11 protein-coding genes are annotated in these 17,904 nt (G+C 31.3%); 4 read left to right on the top strand and 7 right to left on the bottom strand.

Features of this window, described 5'->3' with window-relative positions:
- Positions 1 to 406 precede the first annotated feature (406 nt).
- The 4 genes from Q4Q47_RS23120 to Q4Q47_RS23105 all read left to right on the top strand — a co-directional run bounded on the left by Q4Q47_RS23120 (position 407) and on the right by Q4Q47_RS23105 (position 5,676).
- The gene (locus tag Q4Q47_RS23120; protein ID WP_303309097.1) at positions 407 to 1,327 is read left to right on the top strand and encodes a DUF368 domain-containing protein; all 921 of its coding nucleotides are present in this window, start codon (positions 407 to 409) and stop codon (positions 1,325 to 1,327) included.
- A complete protein-coding gene (locus tag Q4Q47_RS23115) occupies positions 1,327 to 2,346 on the top strand; it encodes a DUF368 domain-containing protein (protein ID WP_303309096.1) in 1,020 nt (339 codons plus the stop codon). Before Q4Q47_RS23120 ends, Q4Q47_RS23115 begins: the two co-directional genes overlap by 1 nt.
- Positions 2,339 to 3,079, top strand: coding sequence for a shikimate dehydrogenase family protein (locus tag Q4Q47_RS23110; RefSeq protein ID WP_303309095.1), 741 nt, complete (start codon positions 2,339 to 2,341; stop codon positions 3,077 to 3,079). Before Q4Q47_RS23115 ends, Q4Q47_RS23110 begins: the two co-directional genes overlap by 8 nt.
- A 107-nt stretch (positions 3,080 to 3,186) precedes the next feature.
- Positions 3,187 to 5,676 carry a DUF349 domain-containing protein gene (locus Q4Q47_RS23105; RefSeq protein ID WP_331497788.1) on the top strand — a complete coding sequence of 830 codons (2,490 nt, stop codon included), beginning with the start codon at positions 3,187 to 3,189 and terminating at the stop codon, positions 5,674 to 5,676.
- 102 nt (positions 5,677 to 5,778) lie between these two features.
- On the opposite strand, the gene Q4Q47_RS23100 is transcribed toward Q4Q47_RS23105, so the two are convergent.
- The 7 genes from Q4Q47_RS23100 to Q4Q47_RS23070 form a co-directional block, all read right to left on the bottom strand.
- Complete coding sequence (locus tag Q4Q47_RS23100; RefSeq protein WP_303309094.1) at positions 5,779 to 9,069, bottom strand: Ig-like domain-containing protein; 3,291 nt, start codon at positions 9,067 to 9,069, stop codon at positions 5,779 to 5,781.
- 184 nt (positions 9,070 to 9,253) lie between these two features.
- Positions 9,254 to 10,732: an ArnT family glycosyltransferase gene (locus Q4Q47_RS23095; RefSeq protein WP_303309093.1), complete on the bottom strand. Its 1,479-nt coding sequence runs from the start codon at positions 10,730 to 10,732 to the stop codon at positions 9,254 to 9,256.
- Positions 10,719 to 12,290 carry an NAD(P)/FAD-dependent oxidoreductase gene (locus tag Q4Q47_RS23090; RefSeq protein ID WP_303309092.1) on the bottom strand — a complete coding sequence of 524 codons (1,572 nt, stop codon included), beginning with the start codon at positions 12,288 to 12,290 and terminating at the stop codon, positions 10,719 to 10,721. Before Q4Q47_RS23090 ends, Q4Q47_RS23095 begins: the two co-directional genes overlap by 14 nt.
- Positions 12,291 to 12,350: 60 nt before the next feature.
- Entirely contained in the window at positions 12,351 to 13,124 is a 774-nt protein-coding gene (gene mazG, locus Q4Q47_RS23085; protein WP_303309091.1) for a nucleoside triphosphate pyrophosphohydrolase, read from the bottom strand.
- Positions 13,125 to 13,231: 107 nt separating this feature from the next.
- Positions 13,232 to 15,502, bottom strand: a complete 2,271-nt coding sequence (locus Q4Q47_RS23080; RefSeq protein WP_303309090.1) for an aconitate hydratase — start codon at positions 15,500 to 15,502, stop codon at positions 13,232 to 13,234.
- Between the two features lie 189 nt (positions 15,503 to 15,691).
- A complete protein-coding gene (locus Q4Q47_RS23075; protein WP_303309089.1) occupies positions 15,692 to 16,816 on the bottom strand; it encodes an acyltransferase family protein in 1,125 nt (374 codons plus the stop codon).
- Between the two features lies 1 nt (position 16,817).
- Positions 16,818 to 17,873 carry a MauE/DoxX family redox-associated membrane protein gene (locus tag Q4Q47_RS23070; RefSeq protein ID WP_303309088.1) on the bottom strand — a complete coding sequence of 352 codons (1,056 nt, stop codon included), beginning with the start codon at positions 17,871 to 17,873 and terminating at the stop codon, positions 16,818 to 16,820.
- Between the last annotated feature and the right edge of the window lie 31 nt (positions 17,874 to 17,904).

Here is a 17,904-nt window from a genome sequence, read left to right as displayed (position 1 = left end):
CGCTTCTATTGCACTTATATTTCAAGATAAAATTAAACCATAAGCTAAGGCTATGCTTTAATTTTCTATTTTATCTAAGCACACTATAATTCAAATTATTTAAGGCTCATTTTATTTGTTAATTGGTATTAAATGTAGGTATCCAAAATAGTTATTTTTATTTCCGATTTAATTTTTAATCAATGGATATTTCATTAAGCCCAGGTCATACATTAGAACTTCGTTATGAAGGTTAAAACCACAAAAAACTATGACTTTTTATAAATTTTAGCATGGCGATGTTATGCTGAAATTTATAAAAGTAGAGAAGCGTTATGGTTTGCAGTTGTTTTAAGTTGTAATAGATTTTCTAATACATAATTTGGGTTAAAATGTATACCTTTGATTTTAGCTTAAAAATCAGAATATGCAAAGACGATTAACCGATTATTTAATTATTTCTTTAAAAGGCTTAGCCATGGGAGCGGCCGATGCTGTTCCAGGTGTTTCTGGCGGCACTATAGCATTCATATCTGGTATTTACGAAGAATTAATTTCGTCGATTAGTAATATAAACGTGTCTCTTTTTAAAACACTTTTCGCTAAAGGTTTAAAAGCTTTTTGGGCACAATTAAACGGAAACTTTTTACTGGCATTGGCGTCAGGTATTATAATAAGTTTTGTGTCATTTATGAAACTTGCCAAATATTTGTTAGAAAATCACCCTGTTTTAATTTGGTCTTTCTTTTTCGGATTAATAGTGGCTAGTATTTATTTTATTGGAAAACAAATTTCTAAATGGAATATATTAGTAATCGTAGCTTTAATTATTGGTGCTGGTATAGCTTTTTATATTACGAGACTTCCTGCTTTAGCAACAAATGAAAGCCCTTTATTTTTATTTTTTGCTGGAGCTATTGCTATTTGTGCTATGATATTACCCGGTATTTCAGGATCCTTTATATTAATAATTCTAGGAGCTTATAAAACACTTAGCGATGCTATCCATGATATGGACATAAAAAAAATATTGATTTTTGCCGGTGGTGCTATAGTAGGATTACTTAGTTTTAGTCATGTTTTAAAATGGCTTTTCAAACATTATCACAATATTACATTAGCATTACTTACCGGTTTTATTTTTGGATCGTTAAATAAAGTATGGCCATGGAAAGAAACCATAACATGGCACACTAACTCTAAAGGCATAAAAACACCCGTTTTACAAGAAAGCATTTCTCCTCTTTCTTTCAATGGTGAAAGCCAACTTTTGTTTGCTATCATTTTAATGGTTATTGGTTTTTTAACTATTTTCATTTTAGAAAAAATAGGTTCAAAAAAACAATAATGGAAAGCACCAGAACATTTACTGATAAAATTTTTCTCATTCTAAAAGGATTGGGCATGGGAGCTGCCAATAAAGTTCCTGGCGTATCTGGAGGTGTCGTTGCCTTTGTCGCTGGTTTTTACGAAGAGTTTATTTATTCGCTTAAAAAGGTAAATGGTAAAGCTTTCAAATTACTTATAAACGGTCGATATAAAAGTTTTTTTAATTATATAAACGGTCGTTTTTTAAGTCTTCTCTTTTTAGGAATGATTATTAGTTATTTTAGTGTTTCTAAAGTTTTAGATTATCTAATAAAATACTATGAACTTTATGTTTGGAGTGTTTTCTTTGGAATGATTATAGGCTCTATTTATTACATCAACAAAGACTTTAGAGGTAGGAATTATAAAACTTATAGCTCACTAGCCTTAGGGATTATATTGGGCTTAAGTATTAGCTTTTTTAATCCCGCGAAAGAAAACGACAATCTCTGGTTTGTGTTTTTTTGTGGTATCATAAGTGTATCTGGTATGACACTCCCAGGTTTTTCAGGCTCTTTCATACTAATTTTACTTGGCAACTATGTGTTACTACTCGTAGATTCGGTAAATGCTCTTTATGATACCTTCTATGAGATTTTAGGGGGCAATTTCTCCTTTATTAACAATACTGAACGCATAAGAATGCTTAAAGTTCTGGCGATTTTCACATTAGGATCTGTAACAGGCTTAGTTACTTTTTCTCATGTTCTAAGCTATATTCTCAAATACTATAAAAATATTACAACATCTACCATTATAGGCTTTATTATTGGATCACTGGGTGTTGTATGGCCATGGAAAGAAACAATCTATAAAACGACTATTGATGGCCATTTTATATTAGATTCAACAGGCCAAAAAATAATAGAAAATTATAAGCGTTTCATTCCAGAATTAAATACAGAAACTTATTATGCAATAGCATTCGTTTTTTTCGGAATCGCTATTGTATTAGCCTTAGAATGGTATGGTCAAAAAACTAGAAAAACACATGAATAAATTAGGTCTTTTAGGTAAAAATATATCATACTCTTTTTCAAGAGCATATTTCAAAAAGAAATTTGAAGATGAACAAATAACAAATACAACCTATGAAAACTTCGATATTGAAACTATCAATTTATTCCCTTCTATAATAAAAAATACTACAAATTTGAAGGGCTTAAATGTCACAATACCATACAAAGAAGTCGTTATTCCATATCTTGATAAAGTAAATAAAAAAGCGAAGGCCATAGGTGCTGTAAACACTATAAAAATTACTAAAAAAGGAAAACTAGTAGGCTACAACACAGATTGTTATGGTTTCAAAAAAACGCTAGAACCCTTTTTAAAATTGCATCACAAAAAAGCTTTGATTTTAGGAACTGGGGGAGCGAGTAAAGCAATTGCTTACAGTTTAAAAAAATTAGGTATTTCTTATCAATATGTTTCGAGAAAACAGTCTAAAGGAATTGGTTTCACTTACCATTCTTTGACTGAAGATGACATTAAAAAACATCAAATAATCATAAATTGTACACCACTAGGCACTTTTCCAAATATTGACGATTGCCCGAATATTCCATATCAATCTATAACAAACCGCCATATTCTATTCGATTTAATATATAATCCCGAAGAAACTAAATTCTTAAAATTGGGCAAACAAAATAGGGCAGTGACAATTAATGGACTTAATATGTTAAAATTACAAGCAGAAAAAGCTTGGTCTATATGGAATTTACAGTAAGACCTATCTTACAATAGTTAAAACCCCTTCTTAATCTTTGTAAATAATAAGACTTGTTAGTATCTTTAAAGTCTTAAGTAATTTGATGAACCTTAACATTTTTTAAAATGTCTGATATTGATAAACTACAAGAAGTAGAAGAAAGTAACAAAAATAATTCAACCGTAAGCCAATCTGATATTGACTTAACGAACGATTCTTCATTAGAATCAAATGAAGCTCAAAAGGCAAATATTGTCGATTCTGAAGAAGCAGTTAATACCAATGAAACTGTTGATGATGTTACTAATGAAGACATTGAAATCCCAGACACAGACGAAAATGTTGAGATTGATACAGAAGCTAAAACTACAGAAAAAGAAGAAAGCAACGAAGATAACGCAACTGTAAGCCAATCTGATAATGGTTCAACGAATGATGAATCATTAGAATCAAATGAAACTCAAAAGGCTGATACTGTCGATTCTGGGGAAACAGTTAATACCAATGAAACTGTTGATAATGTTACTAATGAAGACATTGAAGCCCCTAATACAAGCGAAAATATTGAGATTGATACAGAAGCTAAAACTACAGAAAAAGAAGAAAGCAACGAAGATAACGCAACTGTAAGCCAACCTGATAATGGTTTAACGAATGATGAATCATTAGAATCTAATGAAACTCAAAAGGCTGATACTGTCAATTCTGAGGAAACAGTTGATGAAGTTGCGAGCGAAAACATTGAAATCCCAGATGCGAACGAAAATGTTGCGAAAGAAGCAGCAGAAGCCAAAACTTCAGAAACGAATGAAAAAGGTGATGAAGTTATTAATGAAATAGAAGAATCTAATGCAGAAGATGCAGAAGACGAAGGCAATAAAGAGAGACATACAATTGAAGTTAAAGACTACGATACTATGTCTTTAGAAGCCCTTGCTATTGAATTAGAAAAGCTTTTAAAAAATGAAAAGGTACAAGCTATAAAATCTCATGTAGATAATATAAATGCCGAGTTTAAAACCAAATTTCAAGCTCTAATAGACGAGAAAAAAGAAGAGTTTTTGAATGATGGTGGCAACGAAATAGATTTTTATTATTCTTCCCCCGTTCAAAAAAGATTTAAAGAAGCATATAAAGAATATCGAAGAAGATTAAATGAACATTACCAAAGCTTAGAAAAAAACTTAAAGCAAAATTTAGCGAATAAGTTGGAGATCATCGAAGAGTTAAAAGGCTTAATTAATCTTGAAGAGAATATAAATACAACCTACAAGCACTTTAAAGAATTACAAGAACGCTGGCGTACAACAGGTCCTATTCCAAGGGATAAGTATAATAACGCATGGAATAGTTATCATCACCATGTGGAGATATTTTACGACTTCTTGCATTTAAATAGAGACCTACGCGATTTAGATTTCAAACATAACTTGGAGAAAAAGTTAATGATTATTGATCGCGCTGAAGAGTTAGCTCAAGATGACAATGTCATGCGGGCTTTTAGAGAGCTACAAGAGTTACATAAAATGTGGAAAGAAGAGCTTGGTCCTGTGGGTAGAGAACATAGAGAAGAAATCTGGGAACGCTTTAAAGCCGCAACAAAAATTATTAATGATAAACGACAAGTTTACTATCAAGAAATAGATAAAGTTTACGAAAAAAACCTTGAAACTAAGCTTGAAATTATAGCTAACATTAATGCTATAAATACACAAGAAAGTAAATCCCATAGCTCTTGGCAAAAGAAAATTAAAGAGATTGAAGAACTACGTAATGCCTTTTTTAATGCCGGAAAAGTTCCTATAAAATTGAATGAAAGTACTTGGGCTAAGTTTAAAGAATCTGTACGTATTTTTAATAGACAAAAAAATGCTTTTTATAAAGGGCTTAAAAAAGAACAGTATAAAAACCTCCAGCTAAAACTAGATTTAATTAAAATAGCAGAAGATAATAAGGACAGTGATGATTTTGAAGCAACAACGCCTTTAATGAAGAAAATCCAAAGTGATTGGAAAAAAATCGGACATGTCCCTAGAAAAGACAGTGATAAAATTTGGAAACAATTTAAATCCGCGTGCAACAGTTATTTTGATAAGTTGCATGCTAAAAGAAATGCTGCAAATCAAGAAAACATAGATGCTTTTAATAAAAAACACGATTTCTTAAGCGCGCTTAAAGATTTAAAATTAACTGATACTAAAGATAAGAATCTAGCAATTATAAAAGAGCAGATTACACAATGGAGAACTCTTGGAAGAGTACCAAATGATAAACGATATATTGAAGGTAAATTTCAAAAGACTATTGATGGTTTACTCACAAGCTTAAATATGGATAAAAATGAAGTTGAAATGATTAAGTTTGAAAACAAACTTGATAGCATTAATACTTCTGATGATGATCACAGAAATTTAGACAATGAACGCTCTTTTATTCGTAAAAAAATTGATGAAGTAAAAAGTCAAATCAATCAGTTAGAAAACAATTTACAGTTTTTCACAAATGTTAACGATGATAACCCGCTTGTAAAAGAAGTTCATCAAAATATTAAAACACACAAAGAATCTCTAAAGCTTTGGAAAAGCAAGCTTCAAAAAATTAAGGAGTTATATTAACAGTAACTATTGAATTTCAAAATTGGGTTTAATTAGTCTGGTTTATTAACTAAACAAAAAACACTGTTATATAATATATAATTTTTAAAAGCCCAATTTTAGTTAATTAATTAGGCTAAAATGCCCACGGTAAATACGTTTAACACCTGTTTGGTCAATAAGTTGTGCAACAAACCAATAGTCAGACGTTGGTAATTGACTACCATTAAATGTGCCATCCCATTTACCATTTTTAGCATTTAGTTGTTTAACTAATTTACCATATCTGTCATAAACATTCACAACCGATGCATTGGAGAAATCTGTTTCTATACCTTTTATTTGCCACGTATCATTACTTCCATCATTATTAGGGGTGAAGAATTTAGGGAATCCAAGAATAAACACATCTAATTTGGCTATACCACATTTCTTTTTATCCCTTACATAAACAGTATGTGATCCAGCACCTACTTGATCGAAAAAGGGTTCATCTTGATAGGAGCCAAATTCATTGTCTAAAGCAAATTCATAATCACCTATGCCTAAATTATTATTATCATTATTAATAGCTATGCTATTATTATCAGATAACTCAACAATAGTAATATCATCTATATCAATACTAGCCTTTGCAGATTCAACAACCGTGAACGAAACGGGAAAAGACTCACAACCAAAACCAGATGTAGCAATAACATTATATGTTCCTCCAGAAACAACTGTTGCATCTGATGAATTACTTACAACCGCTCCATCCTCATCTTGCCATTCGTAAGTATAATTACCGTTTGGGTTAAAGGTTGTTAGCGTGATGGGGTTATTATCTAAACAGTAGGTTTCCGTTTGATCCACTTCAAATTCCGGTCTTGGATTTACTTTTAAAACTAAATGAGGTCCAAGCCCAAAACAATCTCCATTATCATCACTTTCAACACGTACATACAAAATCTGCTCAAAACTTTCTTCATTTACATAATTGGTTTGAGTTACAATTTCGTTCTGTTCTAATTGTGCATCACTTAAGTTTCTAAAATAGTGAACACTTAAGTTTTGCCCTAAAGGAAATTGAGCAATAAATAATGCTGAAGCTTGCGTTAAATCAAACTCACGCAAACCATCAATGGTATCATCATCATCACAAAATTCCAATGTTTCAAAATAATTTAACGGAAATGAAGTTGTTGAAACTTGCAAATTAACAGTTGAAATCCGATAGCAACCACTAGGGTTTTCTACTCGTGCATAAACGGTATTTGCGGTTGAATTATTAAATAACATGGCATTATTGACCATATCAGTATCTGTATTGGCACCTATCATCGATAAATGATACGTAATAGTTAAATTGGAAGCATTATTATTCGTAATAACATCGTTAGCTTCATTTAGATTAAAATCGGTAATTCCATCAGGGGTGCCATCTTCATCACAGTTTTTAAATACAATTGCAGATTGAATTACTGGCAATACATCTACTTCAATATCGAAAGAAATATCCGTATAACAATTGCTATCAATATTATTTGATATTCTCACGTATATAGTTTGGCCATCTTTAATCGTATTTTCGAAAGCATTAGAAGGTGTTGGAATTGGAGTATTATAAGCAGTATCAATAAAATAAGAAAAAGTAAAGTCTGCAGCAGTTTTTCCGTTTAATAAAATAGCTTCATTTAAGGTTAAATCAAAAGTAGAAAAACCATTCGTATCATCCCCATCTACATCCGTATCACATGCGTGCAAAATAGGAATATTAGCTGGCTGAAGCGCTTCCACTGTCTCATAAACTTCTACATCAACAGCAAACCTTAATACACTCTCACAATTATTAATCGTTTGAGCTGCATAATAGGTAGTATTAGTTAATTTTTCAGTACTATCTAATGGTACGCTTCCAGTACTTGTTGTATACCACTGAATAGCAATACCAGTAACAATTAAATCTGAAATTGTTGCATCTTGAATATCACAAAAAGTTTGTAATACACTAGCTATTGGTGGTGGTGTTTTCTGTACTGTTAAAGTTACTGGAGTTCTAGAAGCCGTTGTACAACCATTAAACGTCGCATCGACGTAATAAGTCGCTGTATTGGAAAGAACTGGTGTGGTAAAGTTATTTCCTGTAAAAAGTGAGGCACCTCCGGTTAAAGAAGCATACCAATTTACAACTCCTGATGATGATGTTGCTCTTAAAACTCCTGAACCTGATTCACATACTATAGCATCATCAACAGACAATATAGTTGGAATTGTTATAATTTCTGCAAGAACAGGCGTTCTATCACCTTCAAGACACCCATTAATAGATGCATAAGCATAATATGTTGTTGTTGTACTAATTACTGGTGTAGTAAATAAATTTCCAGAGCCTAATTGAGTGCCTCCAATTGCTGAATCGTACCAAAATACAGTGGCGCCTAAAGAAGGGGTAGCTTCAATGGTGACCGTTCCATCACCGCACCTAGAACTCCCTTTGTTATCTATAATACTAGCAGTATAAATACTTGTGCTTGCTGATATATTAAGACTTGGTTCAGATGGACTACCATATTCAACTATATAGCCTTTTGGTTGATAGTCTCCAGATGGAGCACCTGTATTACTCAAATCATTCCAGGAACCTGCTCTACCAACATTTGGAGCAGTTACATGGGCATAATCCTCATCCCCTACTTGATTGGGTTCTCCTGTATTCCAGTTGGCATAATTTGGAGTTGAGCCATTAATACCACCGTTCCAAAATATAGTGCCAGCCTCAGGGCCAGTAACCCATTTCCAAACGCCTTCAGTTCCTGCATCACTACCTCCTATCCACCCTGCTCCAGCAGCTTGTTCTCCTGATAATTGCGCTTCTTCTGGAGATGTTATTGTTGCTAAATACCCTTTAATTCCAAAATAAGTTCTGGCTTCTGCGGCAGTTTTAGCATCTGTCCAAGTAATACCTAATGAAGGTACATATTCATAATAATGGTCTGTAGAAGGTAAATAATTAGCGTCTCCAATAGTAATTGAAAAAGACTTATCTAATGGGCTTGTACTTGTACTTTGAAGCACAACATCTTTTATTGCTGCAATTAAATCAACATAGCTAACAGGTCCAGCCACCATTCCTTCTAAGGTTAGTTTTCCTTCGAGAGCATTCCACGATGTAATAATATTTGGATGTGTTCCGGTTAGTAACAAGGTATCTTCTCCTGACTGATATCCTGTTGAGATCTGAACAAATAACGCATCTATTCCTGTATCATCTGGATCTACAATATTAAAATCAGTAACTATATTAATCTGACTTAAAGGGCAGTACACTTGGTTCCCAGTTGCAGATAAAGTTGGAGCAATATTTTGCGCACTACTATTAGCAATAACGAAAAAGACCAAAAGCATTAACAAAGTACTTATTCTACAAAACATCAATTTAAAAGTTGATAATTAAAAATATACAATTTAAAGAAATATATTTTTGATTAATCAACTTTATACACCAAATGATAATTTAAAAGGATGAAATGTCAATACTTTATCGTTTATCAGTTATCCATGAATAAATCAGTCTTTTTCAGTACATTCTCTGAAAATTTAATGGTAAAGGCTTACTTTAGTTTCTCTTTAAAATTTCGGCTCCCTTTTTTATAGTAAATGAGCTATAATGATCATTTACTAATTTAGTAATTTCTTTTCCTAATCTTTTTACACTCAAAGTGTCATTTTCTTCTTTTAATATGAATTTAGGAGGTTTATTCATTAAATCTGAATAAACTATACTCCTTTCCTTTTCTCCATTAATAAATAATGAGTTAAGATACTTACTTGACGATATTCTATTAGAGAATGAAAGTGATTTGATCAGATCTGAATCATTTCCAATTATATATATATAATCAGATTCCTCTGTTTGTCCTTTTATCCAATTCCCTATTTCCTCATATGGTGCTTGAGAAACATTCAATAACAAGTTTGTTGTTCTAATTAATTGTTCATATGGAAAAAACAATATAATTATTGCTATTATAAATTTTGTAGAATACTTTTTTATTACGTCTTTATATGATTCTTCATTTATTATATCAACTAATACAATACTTGTAATAATTGCCAAAACAGGAATAAGTTGTTTTATTTGATGTCCGTAATAATATCCAGATGCATTCACGCCTATAAAATCAAAACATAACCATATTATCAATATCCAAAAGTATTCACTTTTCAAGTATTTTCTTTTTCTTTGAAGAAAAAATAAAACAACAAAAGGATAAAAACATGTAATTCTAGAAGACAAAAAAATAGTAATAAAATTATTAAAATGATCTTTTAAACCTTGAGTTCTAGAACCTGAATTTAATAGAATTAACCAAGCACCTTCAATATAATCATTGAATGGCACTCCATTTATAAAAAGAATAAAATAAGTAAACAATGTTGATGCTATAACTCCAGAACCCATTAAAAAGATCCCAAATAGTTTATGTTTTTTAGATGAATTTTTGGCTATAAGCACTAAAAAAGATATGGTTAATGCTATAAAAGTTGTTAAAGCAATTTGTTTAAATGCTATTGCAAATCCCATAGAGATCCCGCTTAAAAACAACCATAAATTAATGTTCTTAGTATCCCTTCCGAGTATTATAAAATAGAAAGAAATAATAGAGAACAGAACCATAAAAGTCTCTGTTTGAGCAAAAGCAAATCCATCCATCATGATCCAACTCATTGTAAATCCATATATGTACATGCTAAATACTCCTGCTTGCTGAGTATGAAGTTTTTTTACTATCAAAAAAAGAATATTCGAAGAAATAACTACTGATAAGACGCCAATAATTCTAATGAATAATATACTGCCTTTAAATAAATAATCAGAAAGAGCATACAAAAATAAAACTCCTGGTGTTTTATTTTCTACAACACCAATATATGGTCTTATTCCGTTTCTATTCCAAACCCTACCAATGTATGTCCAAAGACCTTCATCATATCCCATGTATGGCCAAAGGGCTATATAACACAATACAACAAAAAGAAAAATCGAAATATATAAAGGATTATTTAATATTATATATAAATTATTTTTCTTCATGATATTCCTTCTCTAGATTTATATCCCATATATTATTTTTAGACAATTCTCCATTAATAATATTATTAACTGAAGTTATGGCTGTTATCATAGAATGATCTTGATTATTATATTTATGCATACCATTTCTTCCTATTAAAAATAGGTTCTCTATTTTATTTGTAAAATTTCTTATTTCATTAAATTGAGAATAAGTTCCAAAATATGCTGGGTAGGCCTTAGGAACTTTTATAATGGTACTATCGATCACTTCAGATTCTTCAATAATATTTATGCTTGCTAATTCTTTAATTGCAAATTTGATAAACTCATCATCTTCTTTTTGCCATAGCTCATCTCCTACATTACAAAAATATTCAAGCCCTATCCATACTTTGTCATCATTAGCAACTAAATATGGTGACCAATTATTAAATATTTGTAACCTTCCTATTTTTACTTCTTTTTCTTGAATATAGATCCAATTATCTGATATTAATCCTTTATTAGCACTTTTAATTTTTAGTTTATTTAAAAGAATCCCTACGGTTATAAAATCTCTATATTGTAACCCTTTGCTTATTCGTTGCACTTCAGATGGGACCTTTTTCCCCATTGATTTAATAAGGTGTTTAACCGGCATTGTAGATAAAAAATAATCGCCTTTTAAAGTCATTATCGAATCTGAATTAGAGTCTGAATATCCCAGTTCTTTAATTTGATGATCCTTAAAAGATATACTGGTCACTTTGCTATTCATAATTATTTGTCCACCTCCATCAATCACTAGTTTAGCCACAGTTTCCCACATTTGACCTGGTCCCAACTTTGGATACATAAATTGTTCAATAAGACTAGTATCTGTCTTCTTTTGTTCTATAGTCTTTGCTTTTATAAAAAGTGATCTTATAGCGTGAAGTATTGTTCTTGAGACCGATAATTTTTTTATTCTTTGTGCTCCCCAACTAGCTGAGATTTCTGAACATGGTGTTCCCCATACTTTCTCAGTATAATCTTTAAAAAATGTCTCATATAACTCTTTACCAAATCTGCTGATAAAAAACTCTTCAAGCGATTCTATATTTTTGATTGGGAAAACTCTAATTAACAAATATGTCCACCCTATCTTAACGAGCTTTATAAACCCCAAGGCAGATATTGTTTCCCAATTTATAGAAATCGGATAATCAAAAAACCTTCTTAAAAAGAAGATTCTCGATAACCTAGATCTTATAAGCATCACCTTATCTACTTTTTCTGGATCAGGTCCATCTGTTTTTAATTTTCTGTATAATTTTTTCTTATCAACTTCATTTTTAAAATTAAACTCATCCTTAGCAGGAGCACCTTGTACAGGTAATATATGCTGCCACCATTGCATCACGATATCTGACTTGGAGAAAAACCTATGTCCTCCAATATCAATTCTATTTCCTTTATATACTTCAGTTCTAGAAATACCGCCTATTTTATTGGATTGTTCTACAACTATGGGCTTTATATCTGTTCGCTTAATTAGTTCGTAAGCTGCGGTTAATCCTGCTGGCCCAGCACCAATAATAATGGCAGTTTTATTCATAGATCACAAATGAGAATTGAAAATTTTTGTAAAAAATTCATATTTTGAATTATTCAGACACTATAACAATTTTGCTTCTTCCCAAAAAACGTCCATTTCTGCTAAAGTCATATCTTTTAAAGGTTTATTAATTGTCTTAGCCTTTTCTTCTAGGTATTGAAAGCGCTTAGAGAATTTCTTGTTAGTGCGTTCTAAAGCATTCTCTGGGTTGATATCTAAAAATCTGGCATAGTTTACCATAGAAAACATAACGTCTCCAAATTCGCTTTCCATCGCATCTAGATTCCCAGATTGTACTTCTGTTTTAAATTCTGCTAACTCCTCCTCTACTTTTTCCCAAACTTGATTAGGTGCTTCCCAATCAAAACCAACGCCAGCTACTTTTTCTTGTATTCTATTTGCTTTTACTAGTGCAGGTAAACTTTTAGGTACACCTTCTAAAACACTTTTTTTTCCTTCTTTTAACTTTAAGTTTTCCCAATTTCGTTTTACATCTTCTTCATTCTCAACTTTAACATCACCATAAATGTGTGGATGTCTACTAATTAACTTTTCACAAATACTATTACAAACGTCTGCAATGTCAAAATCATTCGTTTCACTTCCTATCTTTGAATAGAAAACTATATGTAATAACACATCTCCTAATTCTTTTTTAATCTCATCCAAATCATTATCTAAAATAGCATCACCTAGCTCATATGTTTCCTCAATTGTTAAATGACGTAAAGTTTCCATAGTTTGCTTTTTATCCCACGGACATTGGTCTCGAAGTTCGTCCATGATAGTTAACAACCTATCAAAAGCTTTTAGTTGAGCCGTTCTAGAATTCATATATAGTGTTTTAGTAAAAATACAATTATAAATGATTTTATTTATTATGATAAAACAAAAAATCCAGCTTAAAAAGCTGGATTTACTTATAAATAAAATACTGTTAATTATACAGCATTTTGTTTTTTAATCAAGTTTAAGGCAGATCCTTCATTATACCATTCTATTTGAGATTGGTTATAGGTATGATTTAACATAATAATATCTTTACTTCCATCCGCATGAACTACTTCTAAAGTTAGCTGTTTTCCTTGAGTAAATGCATTTAAATCTGTAAAGTTAAATGTGTCATCTTCTTGAATTAAATCGTAATCTGCTTCATTAGCAAACGTTAATCCTAACATCCCTTGTTTTTTAAGATTTGTTTCATGAATACGTGCGAATGATTTTACAATAACAGCAGCAACACCTAAATGTCTAGGCTCCATAGCTGCGTGTTCGCGAGATGAACCTTCTCCATAGTTATGATCTCCTACAACTACGGTTTTAACTCCAGCAGCTTTATAAGCCCTCGCCGTATCTGGAACACCAGCATAATCACCTGTTAGTTGGTTTTTAACAAAGTTTGTTTTTTGTCCAAACGCATTAACAGCTCCAATAAAACAGTTATTAGAAATATTATCTAAATGCCCACGGAAACGCAACCAAGGTCCAGCCATAGATATATGGTCTGTCGTACATTTACCAAATGCCTTAATTAATAATTTAGCACCTTTAATTTCATTTCCAATTGGTTCAAATGGTGTTAATAATTGTAACCTTTCTGATGTTGGGCTAACAGATACTTTTACGCTACTTCCATCTGCAACTGGTTCTACATAACCAGCATCTTCTACAGCGAAACCTTTTGGTGGTAATTCCCACCCTGTTGGTTCATCGAACATAACTTCTTGTCCATTTTCATTAATTAACTTATCTCTAAGTGGGTTGAAATCTAGACGTCCTGCAACAGCTATTGCGGCTGTTAATTCTGGAGAAGCAACAAACGCATGTGTATTTGGATTGCCATCTGCTCGCTTAGCAAAGTTTCTATTAAACGAATGTACTATACTGTTTTTAGGTGCATTTTTAGGATCGCTATATCTAGCCCATTGTCCAATACAAGGCCCACATGCATTCGTAAATATTTTAGCATCCAATTTCTCAAACACATTGAGAATACCATCTCTTTCAGCCGTATAACGAACTTGCTCAGAACCTGGATTAATACCTAACTCTGCCTTCATTTTCAACCCTTTATCTAAAGCTTGTTGAGCAATGGAAGAGGCACGTGATAAATCTTCATAAGAAGAATTTGTACAAGAACCTATTAAGCCCCATTCTACTCTAACTGGCCAATCGTTAGCTTTTGCTTTTTCCGTCATTGCTGAGCCTACTTCAGTAGATAAATCTGGTGTAAAAGGTCCATTTAAAAGGGGACCTAATTCAGATAAATTTATATCAATAACCTGATCAAAATATTGCTCAGGATTTGCATACACTTCTGCATCAGCAGTTAAATATTCTTTTACACTATTTGCAGCGTCTGCAACATCTGCTCTATCTGTGGCACGTAAATATCGCTCCATAGAATCATCATAACCAAATGTTGATGTAGTCGCTCCAATTTCAGCCCCCATGTTACTAATAGTACCTTTTCCTGTACAAGACATAGATGTAGCACCTGGACCAAAATATTCAACAATAGCTCCTGTTCCACCTTTAACAGTAAGAATCTCAGCTACTTTTAAAATAACATCTTTTGGAGCTGTCCAACCAGATAATTTACCAGTCAACCTGACTCCTATTAGTTTAGGAAACTTTAATTCCCAAGCCATACCCGCCATCACATCTACAGCATCAGCACCTCCAACACCAATAGCAACCATTCCTAATCCACCTGCATTTACTGTATGAGAATCTGTACCTATCATCATACCTCCCGGAAAAGCATAATTTTCTAAAACTACTTGGTGAATAATCCCAGCTCCTGGTTTCCAAAAACCGATACCATATTTATTAGAAACAGACTCTAAAAAATTAAATACCTCACTACTTACTGCGTTAGCATGTTTTAAATCTGTTTTGGCACCTTCTTTCGCCTGTATTAAGTGATCACAATGCACAGTAGTAGGCACAGCTACCTTAGATTTTCCAGCTTGCATAAACTGTAATAATGCCATTTGAGCTGTCGCATCTTGACACGCTATTCTATCTGGTGCAAAGTCTACATAGTCCTTTCCTCTTACAAATGTCTTTGTAGGATTCCCATCCCAAAGATGAGAATACAAAATCTTTTCAGAAAGTGTTAATGGTTTTCCGCCTATTTCGCGCGCTTTATCAACGCGTTCAACCATTTTGGTGTATACACCCTTAATCATATCGATGTCAAATGCCATAAAAAATATTTTAAGTATCAGTTAATTTAAAAGTCATGCAAATTACAAAATAAAAACAAAGTTTTAAAAATAAACGGTGCAATACATTACCTGATAATATTAATTTGTTATAGTGACATTATTAATTAATATGACTTACGTTTTATCACTAAAAAATGAATAAAATTGATGATTTAATAAGTCTTCTTATTAAATAAATCTTTTTTTGATAAAATTTGAATCTCTTAATTTAGTTATTGGGCTTTCAAAAAATCGATAAATGATATAAGATATCAAGATAGTCGAGGATATATATACTATGATATAGACCATAATATCAAAATCAGGTAAATTATTAGAGGGTATAAAGTATTTAAGTAATTGTAATATTACAGAATAGTGTATAACGTATATGGCATATGAAATAACACTAATAAAAGTAATAGGTTTCAAAATAAACTCAGGAGCAGTATTCATTTGACTTAACAAAGGAAACATTAACATGATTATAATAGAGTTCATTGGGAGATATAATACATTCCATACAAAAGAATATTCTTCAATTTGCACTGCTTTGATTAACATTAATACATTCCAACTTAAAAATAGAAGCATTCCCAAACCAAAAGAAGTATATTTTATGCGCTTCCAAAATTTCGTTTTTACAATTGAAATATAAGCAGCTAATACACCGTAATAAACAGCATCTATTCTATAAATAACGATAGATTTAAGGCTATTATTCCAATTAATCAATGTTCGAACTGGCTCATTAAAATTGTAAATTGTCTTTGAAATAATAAATAGAAAAATAATTAGAAGCGTCATCCCTAAAAACGTATTAGGCTTTGAAATTTTTGTTTTTATAAAAAGTGTAAAAAACAAGCATAATGGTAATAAAAGATATGCAAATTCTTCAATAGATAAGCTCCATGACTCCATAAAAAACCTTGGCATTTCCGATGAAAAATTTTGAATAAAGAAAACATATTTCCATAAACCATCTGGTAGTGTCATTCCAATATAAACAGCTGCACAAATATTAATCAGTAATGCTAAATAATAATTTGGTAACGTTCTAAACCAACGCCTGATCCAAAAATAAAAAATACTCGAAAAACTAAAATCATCAGAAGTGTATATTCTAAATATAATTCTGCCTATTAAAAACCCACTGAGTACAAAGAAGATTTCTACACCAAGAACCCCAAAAACACTCAAGACATCCAATGTTAACTTCTTGTCTTTAGGGATTATCCATGCAACATGTGAAAAAACAACCATGACTATAGCAATTGCTCTAACTAAATCTAAGCCAAAAACTCTTTGCTTCATATTATTTTTTATAATACTGTAAGGAGGTTGTCTTCGTCCCTGTAAACGTTTCTAAATAATCTTGTAAATATAAATAAACACGATCTTCCGGATAACATAATAAATTTACGTAAACAAGACTCCACTCATTTACATTTATATAATATCTTCCTTCGTGCTCTCTTATAATGCTCTGAACCTTTTCAGGAACTTTACTTTTGTCTTCTTTATTTAAAAAAAAGATATTGCAATATGATGGCTTGCCGGAAAAGTAACTAAATGCCAATAAATGATCATAATAACCTATCAGGTTTAAGGCTGGTAATATTAAAGCATAAAAAGCAACGATTTTTATTTTTATGCTCTTGCTATTCCTTAATTTAAATATATTCCAATCAAAACCATTATATAGCATAAAAAGCAATACAACATTAATCATATTTAATGGAAATACAGTAAAACCTACACCACTATAAATCAAGGTTATTAAAACCATTGCATGCATGAGTGCTAACATATAAATACCAAGTTTTCTAGTTTTATTAAACAGTAATGCCACTCCAAATAATGCCTCGATAAAAGGCACTAACCAAGTAAAAATTTGTCTAAAAAAAACGGGGATAAATGGTATTCTTTTATTTAAGCCTTCAAACCAAAATTCATAAAAAACAACATTGGCTTTATGTAAACCGCTCCAAATGTAAGTACCTGCCATAAGCAGGAAAAAGGCCATTTTAAAATGATTAAAATTATTCCTAAATAAATAGTAAAAGAAAATAATTATGGCAATTTCAAAAAAGAAAGGTTGAATTCGTGTTTGATCAAAAACAGACAATAAAATGTATATAAGAAAAAAACATAAGCCTCCGCTCCCCTTATCTTTTAAAAGAAACCAAACAGCTGACGCACAAAAAACTATTAATAGCAATACATCTATATAATAATTAAATTCTAAAGTTTTAAAAAATAATGGTGTAGTTGGAAATCCTCTATTTGAGAACCAAACAGAAAAACTTAATATTAATGGAATTACGAAACTAATAATTAATAATACTCTAATCAATAACCTTTTTGACATTATTACTCTATTGTTTTAATTAGTATTTTCG

The organism is Flavivirga spongiicola (assembly GCF_030540825.1).
Lineage (GTDB): Bacteria > Bacteroidota > Bacteroidia > Flavobacteriales > Flavobacteriaceae > Flavivirga > Flavivirga spongiicola.
Note: the sequence above shows the minus strand (reverse complement) of the source record. Positions and strands in the feature narration are given on the sequence as shown.

What these genes read in the sequence shown, in the direction of transcription:
- Q4Q47_RS23080 (WP_303309090.1), bottom strand. Translation starts at nt 15,502, where the DNA reads ATGGCATTTGACATCGATATGATTAAGGGTGTATACACCAAAATGGTT.
- Q4Q47_RS23110 (WP_303309095.1), top strand. Translation starts at nt 2,339, where the DNA reads ATGAATAAATTAGGTCTTTTAGGTAAAAATATATCATACTCTTTTTCA.
- Q4Q47_RS23115 (WP_303309096.1), top strand. Translation starts at nt 1,327, where the DNA reads ATGGAAAGCACCAGAACATTTACTGATAAAATTTTTCTCATTCTAAAA.
- Q4Q47_RS23075 (WP_303309089.1), bottom strand. Translation starts at nt 16,816, where the DNA reads ATGAAGCAAAGAGTTTTTGGCTTAGATTTAGTTAGAGCAATTGCTATA.
- Q4Q47_RS23105 (WP_331497788.1), top strand. Translation starts at nt 3,187, where the DNA reads ATGTCTGATATTGATAAACTACAAGAAGTAGAAGAAAGTAACAAAAAT.
- Q4Q47_RS23100 (WP_303309094.1), bottom strand. Translation starts at nt 9,069, where the DNA reads ATGTTTTGTAGAATAAGTACTTTGTTAATGCTTTTGGTCTTTTTCGTT.
- Q4Q47_RS23070 (WP_303309088.1), bottom strand. Translation starts at nt 17,873, where the DNA reads ATGTCAAAAAGGTTATTGATTAGAGTATTATTAATTATTAGTTTCGTA.
- mazG (WP_303309091.1), bottom strand. Translation starts at nt 13,124, where the DNA reads ATGAATTCTAGAACGGCTCAACTAAAAGCTTTTGATAGGTTGTTAACT.
- Q4Q47_RS23120 (WP_303309097.1), top strand. Translation starts at nt 407, where the DNA reads ATGCAAAGACGATTAACCGATTATTTAATTATTTCTTTAAAAGGCTTA.
- Q4Q47_RS23095 (WP_303309093.1), bottom strand. Translation starts at nt 10,732, where the DNA reads ATGAAGAAAAATAATTTATATATAATATTAAATAATCCTTTATATATT.
- Q4Q47_RS23090 (WP_303309092.1), bottom strand. Translation starts at nt 12,290, where the DNA reads ATGAATAAAACTGCCATTATTATTGGTGCTGGGCCAGCAGGATTAACC.